Origin of the sequence: Sphingomonas sp. BK235, from assembly GCF_004345855.1 — a bacterium.
GTDB lineage: Bacteria > Pseudomonadota > Alphaproteobacteria > Sphingomonadales > Sphingomonadaceae > Sphingomonas.
Genome location: NZ_SLXN01000004.1, coordinates 187,069 through 201,231 on the forward strand (window position 1 = coordinate 187,069; position 14,163 = coordinate 201,231).

Here is a 14,163-nt window from a genome sequence, read left to right on the forward strand (position 1 = left end):
CGCGCGCGCTCCGGCGCGACGAGCGTCCCGCTCAGCCGCGATCGCGCAGCGCGACCGCGCGCGCGAACACCGCGTCGAGCATCGCGGGGGTGAGCCGCCCGGTGTTCTGGTTGTAGCGGGAGCAATGATAGCTATCGATCACGATCCGGCCGTCGGGCATGCGATGCTCGGCCAGATGCGCGAAGCGCGCCTTGGGCAGCTTGCCGCCCAGCGCCTTGACGATCGACTGATGCGCCACCTGCCCCAGCGCGACGAAGACGCGCGCGTGCGGCAGCGCCGCCACCTGCGCCGACAGGAAGCCGCGGCAGTGGCGCACCTCCTCGGGCGTGGGCTTGTTCTCGGGCGGGACGCAGCGCACCGCGTTGAGGATGATCGCGCCCACCGGTGTCGCCCCCGCCCCGCCACGCGCCTCGCCCGTCGTCCCGCCCGCGGCCTCTCCTTCTGTCGTTGCCGAGGTCTCGTTCAGGGTGGCGAGCCCGTGCCGGGCCATCGTCTCGAACAGCAGCGTACCCGCGCCGTCGCCGGTGAAGGCGCGGCCGGTGCGATTGGCGCCGTGCTTGCCGGGCGCGAGCCCGACCACCCCGAGCCAGGCCGCGGCGTCGCCGAGCGCGGGCACGGGCGCGTTCCACCAGCCGGGCTGTTCGGCGCGCAACCGCTCGCGCAACGCCACCAGCCGCGGACAGCGCGGGCAGTCGCGCGGCGGCTCGGTCGCCGGGAGCGGTGAGGGTGCGAAGTCCATCGGGGTGCGATAGGCGTGCGACGATGCTAGGCTCAAGTCACGGACGACACCTTTATCTCATCGGCGTCGGCGGCAATCGCCGCGGACGCCACGGCGGCCCGCGCGCCGAGGTGGCGGCGGCGCTGGCCGAGCTGGGCGGGCGCGCCGCGCCGATCGTGGCGAGCGCGCCGCTCGGCCCCTCGACGCGCACCTTCGCCAATGCCGCCGCGCTGATCGAGACCGACGCGCCGCCCGAGGCGCTGCTGGCGCGCCTCAAGGCGATCGAGCGCCACTTCGGCCGGCGGCGCGGGCGACGCTGGGGCGCGCGCGTGATCGATCTCGACGTGATCCTGTGGTCGGGCGGGCGGTGGGAATCGCCGCGGCTGTCGATCCCGCACCGCGCCTATCGCTCGCGCGCCTTCGTGCTGGCGCCGCTGGTCGCGCTGGCGCCGCGCTGGCGCGACCCGCGCACGGGGCATACGCTGCGCCAGCTCCATGCCCGGTTGACCAAGCCGCGCGCGGTGCCTAGGCCGGCGCGCATCGCGTGAGGGTCCGTAGCTCAGTCGGTAGAGCAAGCGACTTTTAATCGAGAGGTCCCGGGTTCGAGCCCCGGCGGACCCACCACGCTGGTCCCCGCACCGCCCGCGCTGCGGCCCAAGCCGCCATCGCCGCCGACGCGCGCGCTCCGCCGGGGCGAGCGAGGCGTCCGCGGCGCCCTGCCGCGCGGAGACGCTGGCGCTGACGGCGCGGCCGACCCTATGCTGACCCGAGAGTCGGGGAGACAGGCATGTCGACGGAACAGACGCGCGGATGGCGCGAGCTATGGCGCAAGGAGGATTGGTGGGCGGTCTGGATCGGCCTGTCGATCGTCGCCGCGGCGTGCCTCGCCTTCGCCAACGGATCGAGCCTGCGCTGGCTGGCGGTGGTGCCGCCGCGCTGGACCGCGCCGGACGCGCTGCTCGCGCGCCTCGCCGCCGACTGGCCGCGCTATCTCGCGCTGCTCGGCTTCTGGCTGGCGGTGTTCGCGCTGGCGCTGCGGTCGGTCGGGCAGCGCGTCGCCGCCTTCGTGCCGGGCTTCGCGATCGTCTTCGCCGCCGCGACGCTGATCTTCGTCGCGGGCCAGTGGCAGGGGTCAACCGCCTTCAACCTGGAGCCGCCGCTGCTGGCGCTGCTGCTCGGGCTGGTCGTCGCCAACACGGTGACCCTGCCCGACTGGCTCGCCGCGGGGCTGCGCGGCGAGCTCTACGTCAAGACCGGCATCGTCCTGCTCGGCGCGACCCTGCCGCTGTCGCTGATCGCACTAGCGGGACCGGTCGCGCTGGCGCAGGCCTCGATCGTGTCGCTCGCCACCTTCGGCGCGATCTACGTGGCGGCGGTGCGGCTCGGGCTGGACCGGCGGTTCGCGGCGACCTTGGGGGTCGGCGGCGCGGTCTGCGGCGTCTCTGCCGCGATCGCGGTGGCGGGGGCGGTCAACGCGAAGCGCGAGCATGTCGCGATCACGATCACGCTCGTGATCCTGTGGGCGATCGCGATGATCTTCGCGCTGCCCGCGGTCGCCTGGGCGCTGGGCCTGCCGACCGGGGTGGCGGGCGCATGGATCGGCACGTCCGAGTTCGCCGACGCCGCCGGGATCGCGGCGGCGCAGGCCTATGGCGGGCTGGCCGAGCGCACCGGCGCGGTCGCGGGCACGACCGAGCAGGCGCTCCAGGCCTTCACGCTCGTCAAGGTGGTGGGCCGCGACATGTGGATCGGCATCTGGGCGGTGGCGCTCGCGATCGTCGCCACCACGCGCTGGGAGGCGCGGCCGGGCAGCGCGCGGCCCGACCCGCGCGAGATCTGGATCCGCTTCCCCAAGTTCGTCTTCGGCTTCCTCATCGCCTCGGCGATCATCTCCTTCTTCACCGCGGGCTATTCGCTCGCCGAGTACAACCGGGTCGTCGCGCCCGACCTGGTCGGCCCGATCCGCGACCTGCGGACCTGGGCTTTCATCCTGTGCTTCCTCAGCATCGGGCTGACGACGCGGCTGCGCGACCTGGCGCGCGCGGGGCCGCGGCCGTTCGGTGCCTTCACCATCGGCGTCGCGGTCAACCTCGCGCTCGGCGCGGCGCTGTCGATCTGGCTGCTGCGCGACCATTGGGCGCGGCTGGGGTCATGACCGCGCGCTGCGGCGGCTGCGGCCATTTCGAGGGGCGAAGCCGCCGCCTCGAGGCCGCGATCGCCGGCTGGGCGACCCTGTCCTCGGCCGACGCCTCGGTCCGCGGCGATGACGGCCTGTGCCGGCACCACGATCTGATCGTGGCGCAGGCCGGGCGCTGCGACGACCTCGTGCCGCGCCAGCTTGCCGCGACCGCCCCCGTGCCGGGCGGAGGCGCCGCGCGCCCGGGCAAAGCGGCGCCGCCCGGCTGATCGCCGCGGTCGCGCGGCGCATGCGACGCCGCACCAGCCACCCGCCCGGCGCGCGCGGTCGCTCAGACGCGCTCCACCGCGAGCGCCACCCCCATGCCGACGCCGACGCACAGCGTCGCCAGGCCGAGCCGCCCGCCGCTGCGCTCGAGCTGGTGGACCAGCGTCATCGCCAGCCGCGCACCCGACATGCCGAGCGGGTGTCCCAGCGCGATCGCGCCGCCATTGGCGTTGACGTGCGGCGCGTCGTCGCGCAGCCCCAGCGCGCGCAGCACCGCGAGGCTCTGGCTCGCGAACGCCTCGTTGAGCTCGATCGCGTCGAACCGGTCGATCGACAGCCCCAGCCGCGCGAGCAGCGCGCGCGTCGCGGGCACGGGGCCGATGCCCATCACGCGCGGCTCCACCCCCGCACTCGCCATGCCGAGGATGCGCGCGCGCGGGGTAAGGCCGTGCGCGCGCGCCGCCGCCTCGCTCGCCACCAGCATCGCCGCGGCGCCGTCGTTGATCCCCGAGGCGTTGCCCGCGGTCACCGTCCCCTCCGCCCCGAACAGCGGGCGCAGCCGCGCGAGCTGGTCGAGCGAGGTGGCGCGCGGATGCTCGTCCACGGACACCGCCGCCGTCTCGCCGCGCGCCGCGCCGGGCACCGTCACCGCCACGATCTCGGCGGCGTGATAGCCGGCACGTTGCGCCGCCGCGGCGCGCTGCTGGCTGCGCAGCGCGAAGGCATCCTGATCGGCGCGCGACACGCCATGCGCGGCGGCGACATTCTCGCCGGTGCGCGGCATCGTCTCGCTGCCATAGACCGCCTCGAGCGCGGGGTTGACGAAGCGCCAGCCCATCGTCGTGTCTTCCAGCCGCGGCGCGCGATCATAACCGCGCTCCGCCTTGCCCAGCACGAAGGGCGCGCGCGTCATGCTCTCCACCCCGCCCGCGATCGCGAGCGCCATCTCGCCGGCACGGATCGCGCGCGCGGCGGCGCCCACCGCCTCCAGCCCCGAGGCGCACAGCCGGTTGAGCGTCACCCCGGGGACGCGGGCGGGAAGCCCCGCGAGCAACAGGCTCATCCGCGCGACGTTGCGATTGTCCTCGCCGGCCTGGTTGGCGCAGCCGTAGAACACGTCCTCGATCGCGGCGGGATCGAGCCCGGGCTGGCGCGCCAGAAGCGCGCGCAGCGGCACCGCGCCGAGATCGTCGGCACGCACCGCCGCCAGCGCGCCGCCGTAGCGGCCGATCGGGGTACGCACCGCGTCGCACAGGAAAGCCTCTGTCATGCGCGCGATCCTGCGACCTGCCCGGTGTGGCCGCAAGGGGACGTTCGGCGCCGGGCGCAGCGAGACGAGGCGATCAGGCGGCGCGGCGTTGGTGGCTGGGAGCCGGACGCGCCCGCGCGGGTTATGCCCCGATGCAGACCATGCTCGACCGCGCCGTGCCCGCCGAGGAACCGCGCGACTCCCCGCCCGCCCCGCCCGTGCTGTGGATCGCGCTCGGCCTCGCCGGGCTGATCGGGGTGGCGCTGCTCGCGCTGCTGGTCGGCGGGGGCGCGCCGCTGGGCTGGGACCGCGCGATCATGCTCGCGCTGCGCGTGCCGGGCGACCTGGCGCAGCCGATCGGCCCTCGCTGGCTCCACGCCGCGCTGGTCGACATCACCGCGCTGGGCAGCGGCACGGTGCTGACGCTGGTGGTGGCGGGGACGATCGGGCTGCTGCTGGTGCGGCGGCTGTGGCTCACCGCAACCCTGGTCGCGGCGGCGACGATCAGCGGCTCGATCATCGCGGCGCAGGCGAAACACTGGGTCGGCCGGCCGCGGCCCGAGCTGGTCGACCATCTCGTCCAGGTCACCGGGCTGAGCTTCCCGAGCGGGCACGCCACCAACAGCGCGTTGGTGTATCTCACGCTGGCCGGGCTGGTGGCGCAGGTGGCGCACGGGCGTGCGGTGCGCAGCTACATCTTCGTGGTCGCGATCCTGCTGACCGGGGCGATCGGAGTGAGCCGCGTGTACCTCGGCGTGCACTGGCCGTCGGACGTGCTGGCGGGCTGGTGCGCGGGCACCGGATGGGCGGCCTTGTGGTGGTGGCTGGGCGCGACGCTGCGGCGCTCGCTGGCGGGGTAGCCGTTGATCTACCGACGTGTTCTCGTGCTCCGGCGAAGGCCGGGGCCCAGGGCCGCAAGCGTGACGGACATGGCCTTGGGCTCCTGCATGCGCGAGACCTTTGCGAACCCCCTCGTCATCCCGGACCCTTCGACAAGCTCAGGAGAGCCTTGTTCCGGGATCCACTCCACCGCGAACGCAACTCGCCATGAGTTCGCGGGACGGTTGGTCCGGACCCAAAAGGCGGCTTAGTCTTTCATCACCGTCATCCCGGCCTCGCGCCGGGATCCATGGCGCCGCGAGAGCAACGCGGACGGCTCTCGCGGCGCCATGGATCCCGGGTCAAGCCCGGGATGACGGGGCAAGCCGCTTCCGCGACAATGAACCTTTTTGGGTCTGGACCCGTGGATCCCGGAACAAGGCTCTCCTGAGCTTGTCGAAGGGTCCGGGATGACGGAAGATGGAAAGATGCGTCACTTTCGCAAAGGTCTCGCCTGCACGGGAGCATAACGGCTCAGATGAGGGCCAGCGACGTATCAGTCCGCGCGTGCCGTCGCGAGCAGCCGTCGTGCCGCGGCGAGGTGCGGCGCGTCGACCATGCGGCCGTCGAGCTGGAGCGCGCCCGCGCCCGGGTTCGCCTCGAACAGCGCGACCACGCGCCGCGCCGCCGCGAGCTCCGCCTCCCCCGGGGTGAACGCGGCGTTGATCACCGCCACCTGCGCGGGATGGATCGCCATCATGCCGGTGAAGCCGTCGCGCCTGCCGCGCGCGGCATAAGCAGCGAGCCCGTCGAGGTCGCGGAAGTCGGGATAGACCGTCTCGATCGCGGCGACCCCGGCGGCGTGCGCGGCGAACAATGCAAGCGAGCGCACCACCTTGTACGGGTCGGTGTAGCCGCCGTCCGCCTCGCGCGACGACAGCGCGCCGATCGCCGCGGGCAGGTCCTCGGCGCCCCAGGTCAGCCCCGCCAGCCCCGCGCCGTCATAGTCGCCCAGCGTGAAGACCGCGCGCGGCGTCTCGGTCGCGATCGGCAGCACCGCATAGTCGCCCGGCAGCGCCGCGCGCAGCGCGGCCACGGTGGCGCGACCCTCCGCCTTGGGCAGCACCACGCCGGTCAGCGGCGCGCCCGCCAGCGCGGCGACGTCCGCGGCGAACGCCTCGGTCCCGACCGGGTTGACCCGCACCAGCAGCGCCGGTCCAACCGGCGCCCGCTCCACCAGCGCGCGCACCGCGTCGCGCGCGGCCGGCTTGGCGGCGGGCGCGACCGCATCCTCCAGGTCGAGGATCAGCGCGTCGGCGCCGAGCCCGAGCGCTTTCTCCATCCGATCCGGGCGGTCGCCCGGCACGAACAGGAGCGAGCGCCACGTCACCGCGCGCGTTCGGCCAGCTGCCGCTCCCACGCCAGCGCGTCGCGGACGATCCCTTCCAGGTCGTCGCGCCGCGGCGCCCAGTCGATCGTGCGCAGGATCGCGGCATTGTCCGCGACCAGCTCGGCCGGATCGCCCGCGCGGCGGCCTTCGAGGCGGCGCTCGATCGGATGGTTGGTGACGCGGTCCACCGCGTCGAGCACCTCCAGCACCGAGAAGCCGCGGCCATAGCCGCAGTTGAGCGTGTGGCTCTCGCCCGGCCGGTCGACCAGCAGCGCGAGCGCGGCGACATGCGCCTCGGCGAGGTCGCTGACGTGGATATAGTCGCGCACCCCGGTGCCGTCGCTGGTCGGAAAGTCGGTGCCATAGACCGACACCGCGGCGCGCTTGCCCGTCGCCGCCTCGACCGCGATCTTGATCAGGTGGGTCGCGCCGACGGTCGACTGGCCGCTACGCCCCTGCGGGTCCGCGCCGGCGACGTTGAAATAGCGCAGGCAGCAGTGGTTCATCGGGTGCGCCGCCGAGACGTCCTTGAGCATATGCTCGGTCATCAGCTTGGACATGCCGTAGGGGTTGATCGGCACCTTGGGGTCGTCCTCGGCGACGGGGACGCGCTCGGGCGTGCCATAGGTTGCCGCGGTCGACGAGAAGATGAAGTGCGGCACGCCCTCGGCCACCGCGCTCTCGATCAGGCTGCGCGTCGCCGCGGTGTTGTTGCGGTAATATTTGAGCGGGTCGCTGACCGACTCGGGCACCACGACCGAGCCGGCGAAATGCATGATCGCGCGGACCTTGTGCTCGCGGATCACGTCGCGGACGCGCGCGTCCTCGACCGCGACGTTGACGAAGGCGGCGCGCGGGTCGACCGCCCAGTCGAAGCCGGTGACGAGATTGTCGATGACGACGACGTCATAGCCCGCGTCGAGCAGCGCGAGCACGGCGTGGCTGCCGATATAGCCGGCGCCGCCGGTCACCATCACCTTGCCGTCGAGCGTCGCGTCCTGCGTCATGCCTGTCTCCGTTGCCGTTGCCGCCGCCTAGCGGCTTCCTACATGACACGCAAAAGGAGACGCTTCTGATGACGGAATATGCGACGCTGGCGGGTGGCTGCTTCTGGTGCACCGAGGCGGTGTTCAAGGACGTGATCGGAGTCGAGAGCGTCGAGAGCGGCTATATCGGCGGCCATGTCCCCAACCCGACCTACAAGCAGGTGTGCGGCGGCGACACCGGGCACGCCGAGGCGATCCGCGTCGGCTTCGATCCCGCGCAGGTGAGCTACGCCGACCTGCTCGACATCTTCTTCGCGACGCACGACCCGACCCAGCTCAACCGGCAGGGCAATGACGTCGGCACGCAGTACCGCTCGGCGATCTTCCCCGAGACGGTGATGCAGGAGGAACAGGCAAATCAGGCGATCGCGCGCGCGCAGGAGGAGGTGCCGGGCAAGATCGTGACAACGATCGAGGCGTTCGGCGACTGGTATCCGGCGGAGGGCTATCACCAGGATTATTGGGAGACCTCGGGCCGGTCGAACCCCTATTGCATGGCGGTGATCCCGCCCAAGCTGCAGAAGCTGCGCAAGAGCTTCGCCGCGCGCAGCAGGGCGAGCGCGCCGGCGGCGTGAGCGAGGGGGCGCTGGCCCCGGGTTGAGGAGGCCGTCGGATGCGCCGGTCGCCGATCTGATGGCCGCGCCCTTCCCCCGTTTCATCCGTCATCCCGGACTTGTTCCGGGATCCACTGTTCCGCGTGAGCAACGCCTCCTGAGTACGCGGCACGCTGGATCCCGGAACAGGTCCGGGATGACGGAGCGGGTGTGGGGGGCTTCGTCACGCGCATCACGTCATCCTAGCCTCGCGCCTGGAGCCGGTCTGGGCACTCCATCCTGCCCCGTCATCCCGGACTTGGTCCGGGATCCACTCGTCCGCGTGAGCAACGCCTCCTGAGTACGCGGCACGCTGGATTCCGGAACAAGTCCGGGATGACGGAGCGGGTGTGGGGGGCTTCGTCACGCGCATCACGTCATCCTAGCCTCGCGCCTGGAGCCGGTCTGGGCACTCCATCATACCCCTCCCCGTCATCCCGGACTTGTTCCGGGATCCACTCGTCCGCGTGAGCAACGCCTCCTGAGTACGCGGCACGCTGGATCCCGGAACAAGTCCGGGATGACGGAGGCGACGGGCGTGGCGCGACATCTCCGCTCGCGCGCCCCGTGCTCCTGCGCACGCAGGAGCCCAAGGTGACACGCGATCCGCTCGCAGCCCTGGGGCCCTGCGGGCGCAGAAACGCGGCGCCGCCGCCTACCGCTGCGCCGCGCGGCGCAGCCGGTCGTTGATCGCCACGCCCACGCCCGCCTCCGGCACCGGCGCCACCGCGATCCGTGCGCGCGCGCTCGCGTCGGCGCGGTGGAGCGCATCGAACAGCCGCGCCGCCGCCTCGACCGGGTCGCCCGCCGCCGACAAGGTGTCGTCGCCCGCCACCGCGCCATAGCCGATCAGCCACTCGTCCGCCTCTGCGGCCACCGCCTCCAGCCGCAGCGGCTTGCGCGGCGCATAGTGGCTCGCGAGCTGCCCCGGCGCGCTGACATGCGCGGTCGCCCCCGGCACGACCGGCAACACCGCGCGCAGCATCTCCGCGGTGACCGGGCCGGGGCGCAGGATCGTCCGCCCCGCTACGATCGTCGACTCCACCCCCGCCGCGGTCGCGCCGTCGTCGAGGATCAGCGGCACCGAAGCGCCGAGACTCGCCGCGACATGCTCGGCGCGGGTCGGGCTGATCGCGTTGCTCGCGTTGGCCGAAGGGGCCGCCAGCGGCGCGCCGCTCGCCGCCAGCAGCGCGCGCATGGCGCGGTGCGCCGGCACGCGCAACGCGATCGTGTCGAGCCCCGCGGTGACGAGCGACGCCACCCCCGCCCCCTCCTGCAAAGGCAGCACCAAGGTCAGCGGACCCGGCCAGAAGCGCGCCGCCAGCTCCCGCGCGTCGTCGTCGAACAGCGCCAGCGCCTCCGCCGCGGCGAGGTCGAGCACGTGGACGATCAAAGGGTTGAAGCTGGGCCGCCCTTTCGCGGCGTAGATCCGCGCCACGGCGGCCGAATCACGCGCGTCGGCGGCGAGGCCGTAGACCGTCTCGGTCGGCACCGCGACGATCCCGCCGGCGCGGATCGCCGCCGCCGCCGCCGCGACCGCGGCCGTGCCGTAGCGTCGGATCTCGGGGAGTTGAGCGCTCATCGCGGCGGGTATAGCGAGGGCGCACAGGAGAGAGAAATGACCTTCGTGCCCGCCATCGCCGACCAGCGCTTCGTCCTCGATCACGTCGTCGGACTGGACGAGATCGCGGGGCACGAGCGCTTCGCCGCCGCCAGCGCGGACACGGTCGAGGCGGTGCTGGAGGGGATCGGCGCCTTCGCGGAGGGCGAATGGGCGCCGCTCGCCACCGCGGGCGACCGCATCGGCGCGCGCTGGACCCCGGAGGGCGTGGTCATGCCCGAGGGCTTCCGCGCCGCCTACCAGGCCTATGTCGCGGGCGGCTGGGGCACGATCGGCGTCGACGAGCGCTGGGGCGGGCAGGGCCTGCCCTTCGTCGTCCAGGCCGCGGTGCTGGAGACGCTCGGCACCGCCAACATGGGGTTCGCGCTCGCGCCGATCCTCACCGTCGGCGCGATCGAGGCGCTGGCGCACCACGGCACGCCCGAGCAGCAGGCGACCTACCTGCCCCGGCTCGCCAGTGGCGAATGGACCGGCACGATGAACCTCACCGAGCCGCAGGCGGGCAGCGACGTCGGCGCGCTGCGCACCACCGCGACACCGCGTGAGGATGGCACGTACCTGATCAGCGGCACCAAGATCTTCATCAGCTTCGGCGACCACGACCTCGCCGACAATATCGTCCATCTCGTGCTCGCGCGCACGCCGGACGCGCCGGCGGGTACGCGCGGCATCTCGCTGTTCCTCGTGCCCAAGGTGCGGCTCGACGGCACGCCCAACGACGTGCGCGCGGTGTCGATCGAGCACAAGCTGGGGCTCCACGCCTCGCCCACCTGCGTGCTGTCGTTCGGCGACAACGGCGACTGCGTCGGCGAGCTGATCGGCCCCGAGTTCGGCGGCATGCGCGCGATGTTCACGATGATGAACAACGCGCGCCTCAACGTCGGCGTTCAGGGCGTGCAGGTCGCCGAGGGCGCGACGCAGAAGGCGGCGGCCTATGCGCGCGAGCGCGTCCAGGGCGCGCGCGACGGCGCCCCCGCGGCGATCGTCGAGCACGCCGACGTGCGCCGCATGCTGCTGCGGATGAAGGCGCAGACGATGGCGGCGCGCGCTCTGGTCTATTACGCCTGCGGCCAGGTCGACCGCGCCACGCTGGGCGACGCCAAGGCGCGCGAGCGGCTCGAGATGATGACCCCGCTCGCCAAGGCGCATGCCACCGATCTCGGCAACGAGGTGGCCAGCCTCGGCGTGCAGGTGCACGGCGGGATGGGCTATGTCGAGGAGACCGGCGCGGCGCAATTCTTCCGCGACGCGCGGATCACCCCGATCTACGAGGGGACCAACGGGATCCAGGCGGCGGATCTGGTCGGGCGCAAGCTGTCGCTCGCCAACGGCGGCGCCTTCGCCGACCTGATCGCGGACCTCCGCCGCGACGCGCGCCACCCCGCGCTGGTGCGGCTGGTCGACGCCTGCGAGACGGTCGGGCGGCGGTTGCAGGGGGCGAGCGCGGACGACCGCCAGGCGGCGAGCTATCCCTTCCTGACGATGCTGTCGGTGGCGGCGTGCGGCTGGCTGATGGAGCGTCAGGCGGCGGTGCCCGCGGCCGACGCGGTGAAGCGCGCGGCCTGCGCCTTCTACCTCGACCAGATCGTGCCCGAGGCGCTGGGGCTGGAGGCCGCGGCGAGCGCGAGCGCGGAGGTGCTGTACGCGCTACCGGCGGGGGCATTCTAGAGGAGGCCGAGGGCGTGTGGTGGGGAGGAGTGCTCCGCCTCCTCCTAGCGCCACCCCGGCGCACGCCGGGGTCCAGTTGGGAAAGCCGACGTGGGAGCCACGACCGTCCCCCACCTGGGCCCCGGCGTCCGCCGGGGCGGTATGGGAGAAACGCACGCGCCGACCTCGTCCGAGTGCCCCGGCGCAGGCCGGGGCCCAGTGGGGGACGCCGGTGAGACTCACCCCCGTTTACCAGCTGCACGCGGGCGCCCGTCGGGGCGGTATGGGGAGAGCTCACGCGCCGACCTCAACCGCGTTCCCCGGCGAAGGCCGGGGCCCAGTTGGGTAGGCGCCGGTGAGACTCACCCCGGTCTTCCCACCTGGGCCCCGGCCTGCGCCGGGGCACGCGGGTCGCCGTCGTGCGGCTTCGAACGTCGTTCACGCGGAGCAACTTAGCGACAGGCGGCCCGCTCACTCCCCCGACGGGCACCCGCTCGCCGGGTTCGGCCCCGCGCCCTCGGGGTACCAGCGCGCCACCTTGCGGTCCTCGTCATAGTAGCAGACCGCGCCCGAGCCGCCGTCGGGCGCCAGCGCGATCGCCCAATTGTGCGGCCCGCAATTGTGCGGCTCGCAGCCGTAGGAGAGCACCCGCCCCTCGACCTCGGCGATCGGCGTGGCGGTGACGTCGCGGCCGAGCACGCGCGCGCGCACCGCTTCGTCGGGCACCGCCGCCGCCACCGCCGCGCGCACCGCCGGGTCGGCCAGGAAGCTGCCGCCCCCCGCGACCGCGTCGGTCGGATAATGGCCGACGTAGCGCGCCAGCGCCGCGACCGGCGTGGCGGCGGCGCTGGGCGACGCGCTGGGCGTCGCGGCGGGCGCGGCGTTGCCGGGCTGGTCGGGCTGCTGCTGGCAGGCGGCGAGCGCGGCAAAGGCCGCGAGGGAGATCAGGCGTCGCATCACGCCCGACAACGCCTCAGCCGTCGACTCGTTCGAGCAGGTCGGTCGCGTCGAGCCCGAGCAGGTCGATCCGCTCGCGGATACGCGGCCATTGGTGCGCGACGAAATCCTCGCGCTCGGCGCGGCGCAGCCGCTCCGCCGCCCCCGCCAGCACGAACATGCCGACGCCGCGGCGCACCTCGACATAGCCGTCGTCCTGGAAGCTCTGATAGGCCTTGGCGACGGTGAGCGGGTTGGCGCCATGCTCGGCGGCGAGCGCGCGCACCGAGGGGAGCTGGTCGCCCGCGGCATAGTCGCCGCGCAGGATCGCCGCGGCGATCGTGCCGCGTAGCCGGAGATAGACCGGCGAGTCGTCGCTGCTCAGCGCTGCCATGCTGATATAATACACTAGGGGGCCGCGCTGTCGAGTCCGCTTGCTACGCGCGCGGACGAAGACTCGCGTCATTGCGGCAGCACGGCGCGGCGGGGCAGCCGCATCTCGCCACTAACCGTGCGTTGGCGAGATGCGCGCCCGCGAGCAGCACACCCCCCAGGCTCGTCAACCACCGCTCGAGCGAGGCGTCGCCGCCGAGTGAGTCGACCGCGAGCGCACCAGTGCCGAGCAGCGCCAGCGCGACCGCCGCCACCAGCGCGGGCGCGGTGCGCGCGTGGCGTCGCCAGCCGAGCCCCATCGCCGCCGTGCTGGTCGGCACCGCCACGGCGAAGGCGATGACGTGGAGTTGCTCGGGCAATGTCACGACAGCGGCGAGCGCGGGCAGCGCGGCGAGCAGCAGCGGCAACAGCAGACAATGGACGAGGCACAGCGCCGAGGCGGCGACCGCGGCGCGATCGAGCCATGCACGCGGCGCGTCACGCGCCGGCGTGGGAGAGCGGCTAGGGCTAAACACGTCGATCGGCTCGCACAAGGGAGGTGATGTTGTATCATCGCACGCGAGCTGATCCGTGACAAGCGAGGCGATCGCGGCCGAGCGCGTCCGCCTCGCCGGCGGTGGTCACCCTCCGGGGCGACCGCTGCGCTGCGGCAGGCCGCCCCTCATGGTGCCGGGCGCGCACCCGGACGAGGCGGCAGCGCCCCGCCGGTTCGCACCACGCCCTTGCCCGCGCGCTTACCCCGCCCAGTCGCTCCACAGCGTCGCGGGATCGGGGCGGGGTCGTTCCTCGAGCGGGCGGCCGGGGGTGCCGATGAACAGGAAGCCCGCGATCCGCTCGGGTGCGGCACCGAAGAGGTCGCGCACCGCGTCGGAGAAGGCGGGCCAGCCCGTCAGCCACCCCCCCGCGAACCCGTGCGCATGCGCCGCATGGAGCAGGTTCATGCACGCCGCCCCCGCGGACAGCTCCTGCTCCCACAAGGGAATATGGCTCTCCAGCCGCGGCGACGACAGCGCCACCACCAGAGCGGGCGCCTGACGCGCGAACTGGTCGATCGCCTCGCACTCGAGCCGCGCCGCGGCGGGCCGCTCGGCGCGATAGGCCTCGACCAGCCGCGCCGCCAGCGCGTCACGCCGCGCGTCGGGGACGATCACGAAGCGCCACGGCGCCAGCTTGCCGTGGTCGGGGGTGCGCCCGGCGAGCAGGATCATCGCGACGAGCTGGTCGTGCGTCGGCCCGGGCGCGACGAGGTCGCGCGGCTTGCCCGAGCGGCGCGTGGCGAGCAGCGCGAGCGGCGAGGAGAGGTCGTTGAACATCGCCGGGACAGATAGCGCGCCCGGGAGATATTTA

15 protein-coding genes and 1 tRNA gene are annotated in these 14,163 nt (G+C 73.4%); 7 read left to right on the top strand and 9 right to left on the bottom strand.

The annotated features are described in order from the left end of the window. Nucleotides 1-31: 31 nt before the first annotated feature. On the bottom strand, nucleotides 32-739 hold the full coding sequence (locus tag EV292_RS12705; RefSeq protein WP_132909590.1) for a uracil-DNA glycosylase: 708 nt from the start codon (nucleotides 737-739) through the stop codon (nucleotides 32-34). 23 nt (nucleotides 740-762) lie between these two features. Here EV292_RS12705 and folK point away from each other — a divergent pair, with 23 nt between their 5' ends. From folK to EV292_RS12725, 4 genes are all read left to right on the top strand, one after another. Beyond that, on the top strand, nucleotides 763-1,266 hold the full coding sequence (gene folK, locus EV292_RS12710; RefSeq protein WP_132909591.1) for a 2-amino-4-hydroxy-6-hydroxymethyldihydropteridine diphosphokinase: 504 nt from the start codon (nucleotides 763-765) through the stop codon (nucleotides 1,264-1,266). Continuing rightward, nucleotides 1,267-1,342 (top strand) — tRNA-Lys (locus EV292_RS12715). Nucleotides 1,343-1,505: 163 nt separating this feature from the next. Further along, nucleotides 1,506-2,873: a putative sulfate exporter family transporter gene (locus tag EV292_RS12720; protein ID WP_132909592.1), complete on the top strand. Its 1,368-nt coding sequence runs from the start codon at nucleotides 1,506-1,508 to the stop codon at nucleotides 2,871-2,873. After that, nucleotides 2,870-3,124, top strand: a complete 255-nt coding sequence (locus EV292_RS12725; protein WP_132909593.1) for a hypothetical protein — start codon at nucleotides 2,870-2,872, stop codon at nucleotides 3,122-3,124. Before EV292_RS12720 ends, EV292_RS12725 begins: the two co-directional genes overlap by 4 nt. A gap of 62 nt (nucleotides 3,125-3,186) precedes the next feature. Here EV292_RS12725 and pcaF read toward each other — a convergent pair whose 3' ends face one another. Next, nucleotides 3,187-4,392: a 3-oxoadipyl-CoA thiolase gene (gene pcaF / locus EV292_RS12730; protein WP_132909594.1), complete on the bottom strand. Its 1,206-nt coding sequence runs from the start codon at nucleotides 4,390-4,392 to the stop codon at nucleotides 3,187-3,189. A gap of 131 nt (nucleotides 4,393-4,523) precedes the next feature. On the opposite strand from pcaF, the gene EV292_RS12735 reads away from it, so the two are divergent. Further along, the gene (locus EV292_RS12735) at nucleotides 4,524-5,231 is read left to right on the top strand and encodes a phosphatase PAP2 family protein (RefSeq protein ID WP_243693755.1); all 708 of its coding nucleotides are present in this window, start codon (nucleotides 4,524-4,526) and stop codon (nucleotides 5,229-5,231) included. Nucleotides 5,232-5,746: 515 nt separating this feature from the next. Here the strand turns inward: EV292_RS12735 and EV292_RS12740 are convergent. Beyond that, entirely contained in the window at nucleotides 5,747-6,580 is an 834-nt protein-coding gene (locus EV292_RS12740) for a CoA ester lyase (protein ID WP_132909595.1), read from the bottom strand. Continuing rightward, nucleotides 6,577-7,587 carry a UDP-glucose 4-epimerase GalE gene (galE, locus tag EV292_RS12745; RefSeq protein WP_132909596.1) on the bottom strand — a complete coding sequence of 337 codons (1,011 nt, stop codon included), beginning with the start codon at nucleotides 7,585-7,587 and terminating at the stop codon, nucleotides 6,577-6,579. Before galE ends, EV292_RS12740 begins: the two co-directional genes overlap by 4 nt. A 68-nt stretch (nucleotides 7,588-7,655) precedes the next feature. On the opposite strand from galE, the gene msrA reads away from it, so the two are divergent. Continuing rightward, the gene (gene msrA, locus EV292_RS12750; RefSeq protein ID WP_132909597.1) at nucleotides 7,656-8,201 is read left to right on the top strand and encodes a peptide-methionine (S)-S-oxide reductase MsrA; all 546 of its coding nucleotides are present in this window, start codon (nucleotides 7,656-7,658) and stop codon (nucleotides 8,199-8,201) included. A 673-nt stretch (nucleotides 8,202-8,874) separates the two neighbouring features. On the opposite strand, the gene EV292_RS12755 is transcribed toward msrA, so the two are convergent. Beyond that, nucleotides 8,875-9,801 carry an L-threonylcarbamoyladenylate synthase gene (locus tag EV292_RS12755; RefSeq protein ID WP_132909598.1) on the bottom strand — a complete coding sequence of 309 codons (927 nt, stop codon included), beginning with the start codon at nucleotides 9,799-9,801 and terminating at the stop codon, nucleotides 8,875-8,877. Between the two features lie 36 nt (nucleotides 9,802-9,837). Here EV292_RS12755 and EV292_RS12760 point away from each other — a divergent pair, with 36 nt between their 5' ends. Beyond that, a complete protein-coding gene (locus EV292_RS12760) occupies nucleotides 9,838-11,508 on the top strand; it encodes an acyl-CoA dehydrogenase (RefSeq protein ID WP_132909599.1) in 1,671 nt (556 codons plus the stop codon). A gap of 450 nt (nucleotides 11,509-11,958) precedes the next feature. On the opposite strand, the gene EV292_RS12765 is transcribed toward EV292_RS12760, so the two are convergent. From EV292_RS12765 to EV292_RS12780, 4 genes are all read right to left on the bottom strand, one after another. Further along, a complete protein-coding gene (locus EV292_RS12765) occupies nucleotides 11,959-12,444 on the bottom strand; it encodes a hypothetical protein (protein WP_132909600.1) in 486 nt (161 codons plus the stop codon). A gap of 16 nt (nucleotides 12,445-12,460) precedes the next feature. Then, nucleotides 12,461-12,817 (bottom strand): GntR family transcriptional regulator, encoded by a 357-nt coding sequence (locus tag EV292_RS12770; RefSeq protein WP_132909601.1) that lies wholly within the window; start codon nucleotides 12,815-12,817, stop codon nucleotides 12,461-12,463. A 43-nt stretch (nucleotides 12,818-12,860) separates the two neighbouring features. Then, nucleotides 12,861-13,331 carry a MerC family mercury resistance protein gene (locus EV292_RS12775; RefSeq protein WP_132909602.1) on the bottom strand — a complete coding sequence of 157 codons (471 nt, stop codon included), beginning with the start codon at nucleotides 13,329-13,331 and terminating at the stop codon, nucleotides 12,861-12,863. 219 nt (nucleotides 13,332-13,550) lie between these two features. Continuing rightward, complete coding sequence (locus tag EV292_RS12780; protein ID WP_132909603.1) at nucleotides 13,551-14,129, bottom strand: nitroreductase; 579 nt, start codon at nucleotides 14,127-14,129, stop codon at nucleotides 13,551-13,553. Nucleotides 14,130-14,163: the final 34 nt, after the last annotated feature.

Excerpts from the sequence above, each read along its gene's own strand:
- EV292_RS12705 (WP_132909590.1), bottom strand. The coding sequence starts at position 739 with ATGGACTTCGCACCCTCACCGCTCCCGGCGACCGAGCCGCCGCGCGAC.
- folK (WP_132909591.1), top strand. The coding sequence starts at position 763 with ATGCTAGGCTCAAGTCACGGACGACACCTTTATCTCATCGGCGTCGGC.
- EV292_RS12720 (WP_132909592.1), top strand. The coding sequence starts at position 1,506 with ATGTCGACGGAACAGACGCGCGGATGGCGCGAGCTATGGCGCAAGGAG.
- EV292_RS12725 (WP_132909593.1), top strand. The coding sequence starts at position 2,870 with ATGACCGCGCGCTGCGGCGGCTGCGGCCATTTCGAGGGGCGAAGCCGC.
- pcaF (WP_132909594.1), bottom strand. The coding sequence starts at position 4,392 with ATGACAGAGGCTTTCCTGTGCGACGCGGTGCGTACCCCGATCGGCCGC.
- EV292_RS12735 (WP_243693755.1), top strand. The coding sequence starts at position 4,524 with ATGCAGACCATGCTCGACCGCGCCGTGCCCGCCGAGGAACCGCGCGAC.
- galE (WP_132909596.1), bottom strand. The coding sequence starts at position 7,587 with ATGACGCAGGACGCGACGCTCGACGGCAAGGTGATGGTGACCGGCGGC.
- msrA (WP_132909597.1), top strand. The coding sequence starts at position 7,656 with ATGACGGAATATGCGACGCTGGCGGGTGGCTGCTTCTGGTGCACCGAG.
- EV292_RS12755 (WP_132909598.1), bottom strand. The coding sequence starts at position 9,801 with ATGAGCGCTCAACTCCCCGAGATCCGACGCTACGGCACGGCCGCGGTC.
- EV292_RS12760 (WP_132909599.1), top strand. The coding sequence starts at position 9,838 with ATGACCTTCGTGCCCGCCATCGCCGACCAGCGCTTCGTCCTCGATCAC.
- EV292_RS12765 (WP_132909600.1), bottom strand. The coding sequence starts at position 12,444 with ATGCGACGCCTGATCTCCCTCGCGGCCTTTGCCGCGCTCGCCGCCTGC.
- EV292_RS12770 (WP_132909601.1), bottom strand. The coding sequence starts at position 12,817 with ATGGCAGCGCTGAGCAGCGACGACTCGCCGGTCTATCTCCGGCTACGC.
- EV292_RS12780 (WP_132909603.1), bottom strand. The coding sequence starts at position 14,129 with ATGTTCAACGACCTCTCCTCGCCGCTCGCGCTGCTCGCCACGCGCCGC.